Below are 9426 nucleotides of genomic sequence, written 5' to 3' on the forward strand. Positions count from 1 at the left end.
CACTATTGCTCTCCAATGGTCGGCTGCCAGAATTCAATAACTTGGCATAATTTGTGCCGACAAAATGCGCGCAGAGTATAGGGGCGGTTCTGCCCCTATTCAACTGTCAGGTAGTGATTTCCGACTGCGCGCTACATAAGGAATTGTTTCAGCGAATGTGTGCGAGCACGCCCTGAAGTTCATCCAGGGAGTTGTAACCAATGACCAGTTGCCCTTTACCCTTCTTCCCGTGGCGGATCTGCACCGCAGAGCCTAGGCGCTCGGCCAGGCGCTGTTCCAGGCGGGCAATATCCGGGTCCGGTTTCGAGGGTTCCACAGGCTCCGGTTTACCACTCAACCACTGGCGAACCAGTGCTTCAGTCTGGCGTACGGTCAGTCCGCGTGCGACAACATGTCGCGCCCCTTCAACCTGTTGATTTTCCGGCAAACCGAGCAATGCACGGGCATGACCCATTTCCAGGTCGCCGTGGGAAAGCATGGTTTTGATGACTTCCGGCAGCGAAATCAGGCGCAGCAGGTTGGCGACGGTCACCCGGGACTTGCCCACGGCTTCGGCGACTTGTTGCTGGGTCAGCTGGAATTCCGTCTGCAGACGCTGCAAGGCCACCGCTTCTTCGATCGGATTGAGGTCTTCGCGCTGGATGTTCTCGATCAGCGCAATGGCGATCGCGGTTTCATCCGGTACATCGCGCACCATCGCCGGGATGGTTTCCTGGCCAGCTTGCTGGCTGGCGCGCCAGCGGCGTTCGCCGGCGATGATTTCGTAGCGACCGCTACCGATTGGCCGCACAACGATCGGCTGCATCACGCCCTGTGCCTTGATCGATTGCGCCAGCTCTTCGAGCGCCTGGGGATCCATGTCGCGACGCGGCTGGTACTTGCCGCGCTGCAGCAGATCCAGCGGCAGGTGCTGCAGCTCACGCTGATCGGCTTGCACTGCCTGTTCTTCCAGCGCGCTGACACTCGGACCACTCAGCAGTGCATCCAGTCCACGTCCGAGACCTCGTTTCTTGACGGCCATGGGGATTCCTTAAGTTGCCTGAGCAGCGGCGATGCGTGAGTTTTTGCGTTGGCGACGGACCATTTCGCCCGCCAGGGCCAGATAGGCCACGGCACCGCGCGATGATTTGTCGTACGCCAGCGCCGGCATGCCGTAGCTCGGCGCTTCGGCCAGGCGAATGTTGCGCGGAATGACCGTGTCGTACAGCTGATCGCCGAAGTGTTCCTTGAGCTGGGCCGATACATCGTTCATCAGGCTCAGGCGCGGGTCGTACATCGTACGCAACAGGCCTTCGACCTTGAGGTTCGGATTGAGCAGCTCGGCGATGCGCTTGATGTTATCCACAAGGTCGCTCAAGCCTTCGAGTGCGAAATACTCGCACTGCATGGGGATAATCACCCCGTCGGCGGCAACCAGTGCGTTCAAGGTCAGCATCGACAGTGACGGCGGGCAGTCGATCAAAATGTAATCGTAGTTTTCACGGATCGGCGCCAACGCACTGCGCAGGCGGCTTTCCTTCATCTGCATTTCCAGCAGAACCACTTCGGCCGCGGTCAGGTCCCGGTTAGCCGGCAACAGCTGGTAACCGCCGTGTTCGGAGAAATGCATGGCCTGGGCCAGATCACATTCCCCGATCAGCAGGTCATAGACCGAGTTTTCCAGGCCGTGTTTATCCACACCGCTACCCATGGTGGCGTTACCCTGTGGATCGAGATCGATCAGCAACACCCGACGCTTGGTCGCGACCAGGGATGCTGCGAGGTTGATACAGGTGGTGGTCTTGCCCACACCACCCTTTTGGTTCGCTATCGCGAATACCTTAGCCATTCTTGCTTGTGTTCCCAATCATGCCGTGCGGCGCAGTATCAGCAGATGGCGTTGGCCTTGGCAACCAGGAACGGCCAGGGCGTGTTCGCTATCGAGGTGGAAGTCTGACGGCAATGCTACCAGCTCATCGGCGGGATGAACGCCCTTCATTGCCAGCCAACGTGTATCGGTGTCACCGAGGTGGCGCGTCCAGTTGCTGAAGTTTTCCATGCTGCTGAAGGCCCGGGAGATGATCCCGTTGAAGGCCTGTGCAGGCTGGAAGGCTTCGACGCGACTGTGGATAACTTGCAGGTTATCCAGTTTCAGCTCGAGTTTGACCTGGGTCAGGAAGCGGGTTTTCTTGCCGTTGCTGTCCAAACAGGTCACTTGCGACTCAGGAAACAGGATGGCCAAGGGAATGCCCGGCATGCCGCCGCCGCTACCAACATCGAGCCAGCGACCGTTTTCGACGAACGACATCACGCTCAGACTATCGAGCAAATGACGGGACACCATTTCATCGGGATCGCGGACGGCCGTGAGGTTGTAGGCCTTGTTCCATTTTATCAACAGGGCCAGATAACCCAGCAGTTGTGCATGCTGGGTTTCGGTCAGAGCGACACCGAGCTGGCGAGCACCTGTGGATAACTCTTCTGCGTGTTGCTGGGTGACCAACGAACTCAAGCGCTTTGCTCCAACTGACGGCCCGCGCCGCGTTTTTTCAAATGAATCATCAACAGGGAAATGGCTGCCGGCGTCACGCCCGGGATACGTGTCGCCTGACCCAAAGTCTCTGGACGGGTCGCGCCGAGCTTGCTCTGGATCTCTTTGGAGAGACCGGAAATGTTCGTGTAATCGATATCCACAGGCAGTCTGGTGTCTTCGCTGGCCCGTAGACGCGCGATTTCATCCTGCTGGCGATCGATGTAGCCAGCGTACTTGGTCTTGATTTCGACCTGCTCGGCAACCTGTGGATCTTCTGCGCCCCCACCAGTGACGGCGATCAAACCAGAGTAGTCGATTTCCGGACGGCTCAGCAGATTGAGCAAGTTGTATTCGTGAGTCAGAGGCGTGCCGAATTTTTCGGCAATCGCATCGCCCTGTTCGGTGCCCGGCCGTACCCAGGTGCTTTTCAGACGCTGCTCTTCAAGCTCGATGCTTTCGCGTTTTTTGCAGAACGCTGCCCAGCGCACGTCATCGACAAGACCCAATTCGCGGCCTTTTTCGGTCAAGCGCAGGTCAGCGTTGTCTTCGCGCAGGATCAGCCGGTATTCGGCACGGGATGTGAACATCCGGTACGGCTCTTGGGTCCCCAGGGTAATCAGGTCATCGACCAATACACCAATGTAGGCTTCGTCGCGGCGCGGGCACCAGGCATCTTTTCCTTGGGCACGCAGTGCGGCGTTGGTCCCGGCCAGCAAACCCTGGGCCCCGGCTTCTTCGTAACCGGTGGTGCCGTTAATTTGCCCGGCAAAGAACAGACCGCCGATGACTTTGGTTTCCAGGCTGTACTTCAGGTCACGCGGGTCGAAGTAGTCGTATTCGATGGCGTAGCCCGGACGCACGATGTGTGCGTTCTCCATGCCGCGGATCGATTGCACGATCTGCAATTGCACATCGAAGGGCAGGGAGGTGGAGATTCCGTTCGGGTACAGCTCGTTTGTGGTCAAGCCTTCCGGTTCGATGAAGACCTGATGGCTTTGCTTGTCGGCAAAACGATGGATCTTGTCTTCGATCGACGGGCAGTAACGCGGGCCGATACCTTCGATTTCCCCAGCAGCGGAATACATCGGCGAACGGTCGAGGTTCGCGGCAATGATTTCGTGGGTGCGCGCATTTGTGTGGGTAATCCAGCAGCTGACCTGTTGTGGGTGCTGCTCTTTGGAGCCCATGAACGACATCACTGGAATCGGCGTATCGCCTGCCTGCTCGGTCATCACCGAGAAATCCACAGACCGGGCGTCGATACGCGGCGGAGTTCCGGTTTTCAGGCGACCTACACGCAGCGGCAACTCACGCAGGCGTTGAGCCAGCGCGATCGATGGCGGATCACCGGCGCGCCCGCCGGAAAAATTCTGCAAACCGATGTGGATAAGTCCACCGAGGAACGTACCGGTGGTCAACACCACGGAATCGGCGAGGAAACGCAGACCCATCTGGGTGACGACACCGCGCACTTGTTCCTGCTCGACGATCAGGTCGTCTGCAGCCTGTTGAAATATCCACAGGTTCGGCTGGTTTTCCAGGATTTCGCGCACGGCCGCCTTGTACAGAACCCGATCCGCCTGAGCGCGGGTTGCGCGCACGGCCGGGCCTTTGCGGCTATTCAAGACGCGAAACTGGATACCGCCTTTATCGGTAGCAATGGCCATCGCACCGCCGAGGGCGTCGATTTCCTTGACCAGATGGCTTTTGCCGATCCCGCCAATGGCAGGGTTGCAACTCATGGCACCAAGGGTTTCCACGTTATGCGTCAGCAACAGGGTCTTGACCCCCATTCGTGCTGAGGCCAGTGCTGCCTCGGTACCGGCATGACCGCCGCCGATGACGATCACTTCAAAACGGGAAGGGAAATCCACCACGCACCTCGTGCCTGCTTAAGTAGGTAATTCAGGATTAGTTTGAGCTCAGGTTTTCGGACCTGGTCGACAAGTATAGGGACTTCGCCCTTCCTAAAGAACCCTTTGCACAAAATTTAACCAGCTGTGGAAAAGTGGCGGTTATAGAAATTAAAAAGAGAGAAATTTATTAAATCTTTGTTTTTATGTTTATTTCTACTGACCCACCTTTCTGTGGATAGATTCATACAGGCCTTTAAATTCGATGTGTACAGCGATTCAAAACCCTGTGGTCATGTGCCAATGAGGCCCTTGGATAACCGGTTTAAGCTTGTGGATGAATGAGGTGCTTATCCACAGGGGCGGTTATCTTCAGTTTTTAGGCCCTGTTATCAACTGCCCTTAGCCAAGGTTATTAACAGGGCTTAATCCACAGAAAACCGTCGATCGAAGGAAATTCGGGCAGGGAAAAACCGCCCAAGCGGAAAAAATCTGCTCGGCACTCGAGGATTGTTTTAAAAAAGGAGGGAGCAGACAGGCCCGAACGGCCTGTCTGTGGATAGCAGAAGGACTATTTTCCGATGCAGAAGCTGGAAAAGATTCGCCCCAAAAGGTCATCGGAGCTGAATGCACCGGTGATTTCTCCCAGCGACTGCTGAGCCTGGCGCAAATCTTCGGCCAGTAATTCGCCGGCACCCGCCAGTGTCAGTTGCGCGCGGCCGTGCTCAAGGGATGCGCTGGCATGACGCAATGCTTCCAGGTGGCGCCTGCGAGCACTGAAGCTGCTCTCCGAGGTCTGTTCGTAGCCCATGCAAGCTTTCAAGTGGTCGCGCAGCAACTCCAGGCCAACACCTGCAGACTTTGCGCTGAGGCTGATGGTGACATGCCCGTCATCGCTGACTTCCAGGGCCATGGCTTCGCCTGTGAGGTCGGCTTTGTTACGGATCAACGTGACTTTCGCTGGATCGGGGCGGGTTTCGAGGAACTCGGGCCATAGCGCGAAAGGATCGAGCGCTTCTGGCGCGGTTGCATCGACGACCAGCAGTACTCGATCGGCCTCGCCGATGGCTTTCAATGCCCGCTCCACACCAATTTTTTCCACATGGTCATCGGTATCGCGCAGCCCGGCGGTATCCACCACGTGAAGCGGCATGCCATCGATGTGGATATGTTCGCGAAGGACGTCCCGCGTGGTGCCGGCAATCTCGGTAACGATGGCGGCTTCACGGCCGGCAAGCGCATTGAGTAGACTGGATTTTCCAGCATTCGGACGACCGGCGATGACCACGGTCATGCCGTCGCGCAGCAAGGCGCCTTGTCCGGCTTCTCGCATGACGGTGGATAACTCATCGCGCACTTTGTCCAGCATGCTCAAAACGTGGCCATCGGCCAGGAAGTCGATTTCCTCTTCCGGAAAATCGATCGCCGCTTCGACATAAATCCGCAGGCCGATCAGTTGTTCCGTGAGGTTATGCACACGAGCCGAAAAGGCGCCTTGCAGGGAGCGCAATGCGTTGCGAGCCGCCTGTGCAGAACTGGCTTCGATCAGGTCGGCGATGGCTTCGGCCTGAGCCAGGTCGAGCTTGTCATTCAGGAATGCACGTTCACTGAATTCCCCCGGCCGGGCCAGACGGCAACCCAATTCAAGGCAGCGCTGAAGCAGCATATCCAGAACGACCGGGCCACCGTGCCCCTGTAATTCCAATACATCTTCGCCAGTGAATGAGTTCGGTCCGGGAAAATACAGTGCGATGCCTTGATCAAGCACCTCGTCGTTTTCACCGAGGAACGGACCATAGTGAGCGAACCGCGGCTTGAGTTCGCGACCGCTGAAGGCCTCGGCTGCAACGCTGGCCAACGGCCCGGAAATACGAACGATGCCGACACCGCCCCGACCTTGAGCGGTGGCGACGGCGGCAATGGTTTCACGAGGAGCGCTCATAAACCGGTATCCAGACAAAAGTGACAGATAGCAAAACGCCCCACTAGGGGGCGTTTTGAGTGGTTACCCACAGTGTAAGTCAGGCAGTCGCTTTGGCAGCTGCTTCGATCTTACGAGTGATGTACCACTGTTGTGCAATGGACAGCACGTTGTTCACAACCCAGTACAGGACCAGACCCGCCGGGAACCACAGGAAGAAGAAGGTGAAGATGATTGGCATCATTTTCATGACCTTCGCCTGCATCGGGTCCGGAGGGGTCGGGTTCAACTGCTGCTGGATGAACATGGTGGCGCCCATGATGATCGGCAGAATGAAGAACGGATCCTTGATCGACAGGTCAGTAATCCACAGCATGAACGGCGCTTGGCGCATTTCCACGCTTTCCAGCAGAACCCAATACAGCGAAAGGAATACCGGCATCTGCACGAGGATTGGCAAGCAACCACCCAGCGGATTGATCTTCTCTTTCTTGTACAGCTCCATCATGGCCTGCGACATTTTCTGCCGGTCATCGCCATGTTGCTCTTTCAGCGCAGCCAGTTTCGGCGCCACTGCACGCATGCGCGCCATGGATTTGTAGCTGGCAGCCGACAGCGGGAAGAAGATCCCCTTGATCAGCATGGTCAGGAAGATGATCGACCAGCCCCAGTTACCGACCAGTGCGTGGATATGTTGCAGCAACCAGAAGATTGGCTGGGCAATGAACCACAGAATGCCGTAGTCGACGGTCAGTTCCAGACCTGGGGACAACTCTTTCAAGACAGCCTGACTTTTCGGACCCGCGTAGAGAACTGCGCTGGTTTCGGCTTTCGCACCTGGCGCAACAGTCATTGCCGGGGCGGTGTAGCCGATGATGTAGTTGCCTTTGCTGTCTTTACGGGTCTGGACGATATTGTTTTCGCCCTTGACCGGGATCCACGCGGTCACGAAGTAGTGCTGCAACCAGGCAACCCAACCACCGGTGACGGTTTCTTTCAGCTGAGCCTTATCCATGTCGCTCATCGACACTTTCTTGTACGGCTCGTTACTTGTCCACAGGGCGGCGCCCAGGTAAGTCGCGGTACCGGTGGCAGTGCTGGAAGACGGATCGGAGCTGGCGTCACGCTTCAACTGCGCGAACATTGCACCGGACCAGGGCTGTGCGCTCTGGTTGTCGATCAGGTAGGAAACGGTTACGTCATACAGGCCGCGTTTCAGGGTGAAACGCTTGATGTAGTTGACGCCGTCCTTGCTGAACTTCAGGTCCACGACCAATTGGTCCTGACCGTCAGCCAGTTGATAAACCTTCTTCTCCGCCGAATAAATCGGACGACCGGCAGGACTTGCATCCGGGCCGTTGCTGCCAATCAGGCCACTTTGAGCCAGATAAGTCCGCTCGTTGCCGTTGTCGAACAGCTGGAATGGAATTTCCGGATGGTCCTGACGACGTGGATACAGCGGCAATCTCAGTTGGGCAACATCACCACCTTGGGGATCGATGGCCAGATCGAGCACATCCGTTTTGATCTGGATGAGGTCGGTGCTTGCAGCAACCGGAGTTTCGGCAGGTGCGCTGGTATCGTTTGCGGCGTGTGGAATGTCGTCACTGACGGACGCTTTATTGCCAGTGGCCGTATCCGGGAGGCCCGGTGCGGTCGTACTGGAAGCAACATTCTGAGTCGGCAGGGCAGCCTGGCCATAGTCCTGGTTCCATTTAAGAACCATAACGTAGGACACGATTGCCAGGGCGACGATCAGGATCGTGCGTTTGATATCCATGATTACTCGGCCATCGAAGAAGAACGGGAGGTAGGGATAGGTGGAACCGGGTCATAACCACCGGGATTCCACGGATGACAGCGACCTAAACGACGAAAGGTCAGCCAGCCACCGCGCAGAAGACCATGATTTTCGATGGCTTCTAACGCGTAGCAGGAACAACTGGGATAGAAACGACAGTGACTGGCCATCAGGGGACTAATGGCGTAGCGATAAAACTGGATCGGAACGAGTGCCAGTTTACGCATCTGGACTGTCTACCCCTACAGTTTCGGTTTTGACTGCTGGTACCGGCGTGCTGCGTGCCAGACGCTTCCAGAGTTTGCCGAAATGCTGAATCAATTCGGGGTTTCCTACATCACCCAAACCTTTGCGCGCGACGATAACAATGTCCCAGCCGGCCAGGGAATCCTGGTTCAGGCGAAACGATTCGCGCATCAGACGTTTGAGGCGATTGCGCTCGACGGAGAGCTTTACGCTCTTTTTCCCGATAACCAGCCCGAGACGGGGGTGATCAAGATCGTTGTTGCGCGCAAGGAGCAGGAGATTTTTCCCCGGAACCTTGCCGGTAGGGGAGTCAAAGACTGCCTTGAAATGCCGGGGGGTAAGCAGACGCTTTTCCCGACTGAAGTCCTGACTCACCTCCAGTGCCGGCTTATCAAACTGCCAGACGCGCACGACCTTTGGCGCGACGACGCGACAGAACGGCACGGCCGTTCTTGGTAGCCATGCGAGCACGGAAACCGTGGGTACGAGCGCGTTTGATAGTGCTTGGTTGGAAAGTACGTTTCATTGTCGTGTTACCTGGTTCGTCCACAACGGGCCGGAATGGCCCCCGTTTTAAGAGACCGGGGATTCTAGAGAAAGCAAGCCTCTAGGTCAATTTCCAACCAACGTTTCCCTATAAATAGATCTCCAGAGGTTTTGCCTGACCAGGATCCTCAGCCAAATATAAAAATAAAGAAGGAAAGTATTTAAAGCTTTTCTGTAAAGCTTATAAAAGCTTAGGCAGCAGGTATCTGTGGATAAGTGTCTTTAGCCCTTGTTTCACCTGATGTACAGCGAATGACAACTACAGTGGAAAACCGTGTTCAGCCTGTGCTGCGCTGTCGGATAACCTGTGTGTGGAAAGCACTGTTATCCACAGGCAGGTTATCCACTGAGTTTCGCCCCCACTTGTACAATGAGCTTAGAGGTGGTTATCCACAGAGCTTATGCACAGACCATTGGTCGTCTTTTTGTCGTATAAATCCTTGTTTCTTCTCGGTGCATGACCCACCTACGTGTGGATAAGTCGGCGTCTGGCCGTTACAATGGCCGCTTGTTTTTGCCTCACCGGCTTTCAACTTAGGGGATATCC

Annotated in this window: 9 protein-coding genes; all 9 read right to left on the reverse strand. The window is 56.3% G+C overall.

Features of this window, described 5'->3' with window-relative positions; genetic code table 11:
• Nucleotides 1-148 precede the first annotated feature (148 nt).
• Nucleotides 149-1021, reverse strand: a complete 873-nt coding sequence (locus ACA058_RS30925) for a ParB/RepB/Spo0J family partition protein (protein ID WP_497637277.1) — start codon at nucleotides 1019-1021, stop codon at nucleotides 149-151.
• A gap of 9 nt (nucleotides 1022-1030) precedes the next feature.
• Nucleotides 1031-1828, reverse strand: a complete 798-nt coding sequence (locus ACA058_RS30930) for a ParA family protein (protein ID WP_008064610.1) — start codon at nucleotides 1826-1828, stop codon at nucleotides 1031-1033.
• A gap of 18 nt (nucleotides 1829-1846) precedes the next feature.
• Entirely contained in the window at nucleotides 1847-2491 is a 645-nt protein-coding gene (rsmG, locus tag ACA058_RS30935) for a 16S rRNA (guanine(527)-N(7))-methyltransferase RsmG (RefSeq protein ID WP_497637278.1), read from the reverse strand.
• Nucleotides 2488-4386 (reverse strand): tRNA uridine-5-carboxymethylaminomethyl(34) synthesis enzyme MnmG, encoded by a 1899-nt coding sequence (mnmG, locus tag ACA058_RS30940; RefSeq protein ID WP_497637279.1) that lies wholly within the window; start codon nucleotides 4384-4386, stop codon nucleotides 2488-2490. Before mnmG ends, rsmG begins: the two co-directional genes overlap by 4 nt.
• A 550-nt stretch (nucleotides 4387-4936) precedes the next feature.
• Nucleotides 4937-6307 carry a tRNA uridine-5-carboxymethylaminomethyl(34) synthesis GTPase MnmE gene (gene mnmE, locus ACA058_RS30945; protein WP_497637280.1) on the reverse strand — a complete coding sequence of 457 codons (1371 nt, stop codon included), beginning with the start codon at nucleotides 6305-6307 and terminating at the stop codon, nucleotides 4937-4939.
• A gap of 79 nt (nucleotides 6308-6386) precedes the next feature.
• The gene (yidC, locus tag ACA058_RS30950) at nucleotides 6387-8066 is read right to left on the reverse strand and encodes a membrane protein insertase YidC (protein WP_497637281.1); all 1680 of its coding nucleotides are present in this window, start codon (nucleotides 8064-8066) and stop codon (nucleotides 6387-6389) included.
• A gap of 2 nt (nucleotides 8067-8068) precedes the next feature.
• The gene (gene yidD, locus ACA058_RS30955) at nucleotides 8069-8314 is read right to left on the reverse strand and encodes a membrane protein insertion efficiency factor YidD (RefSeq protein ID WP_010207715.1); all 246 of its coding nucleotides are present in this window, start codon (nucleotides 8312-8314) and stop codon (nucleotides 8069-8071) included.
• Entirely contained in the window at nucleotides 8307-8708 is a 402-nt protein-coding gene (gene rnpA, locus ACA058_RS30960; protein ID WP_497640030.1) for a ribonuclease P protein component, read from the reverse strand. The genes yidD and rnpA overlap by 8 nt, the downstream gene beginning before the upstream one ends.
• Nucleotides 8709-8724: 16 nt before the next feature.
• Entirely contained in the window at nucleotides 8725-8859 is a 135-nt protein-coding gene (gene rpmH / locus ACA058_RS30965) for a 50S ribosomal protein L34 (RefSeq protein ID WP_003213577.1), read from the reverse strand.
• Nucleotides 8860-9426: the final 567 nt, after the last annotated feature.

It is taken from the genome of Pseudomonas sp. LBUM1649, from assembly GCF_059716155.1.

Excerpts from the sequence above, each read along its gene's own strand:
- ACA058_RS30925 (WP_497637277.1), bottom strand. The coding sequence starts at position 1,021 with ATGGCCGTCAAGAAACGAGGTCTCGGACGTGGACTGGATGCACTGCTG.
- ACA058_RS30930 (WP_008064610.1), bottom strand. The coding sequence starts at position 1,828 with ATGGCTAAGGTATTCGCGATAGCGAACCAAAAGGGTGGTGTGGGCAAG.
- mnmE (WP_497637280.1), bottom strand. The coding sequence starts at position 6,307 with ATGAGCGCTCCTCGTGAAACCATTGCCGCCGTCGCCACCGCTCAAGGT.
- yidC (WP_497637281.1), bottom strand. The coding sequence starts at position 8,066 with ATGGATATCAAACGCACGATCCTGATCGTCGCCCTGGCAATCGTGTCC.
- yidD (WP_010207715.1), bottom strand. The coding sequence starts at position 8,314 with ATGCGTAAACTGGCACTCGTTCCGATCCAGTTTTATCGCTACGCCATT.
- rpmH (WP_003213577.1), bottom strand. The coding sequence starts at position 8,859 with ATGAAACGTACTTTCCAACCAAGCACTATCAAACGCGCTCGTACCCAC.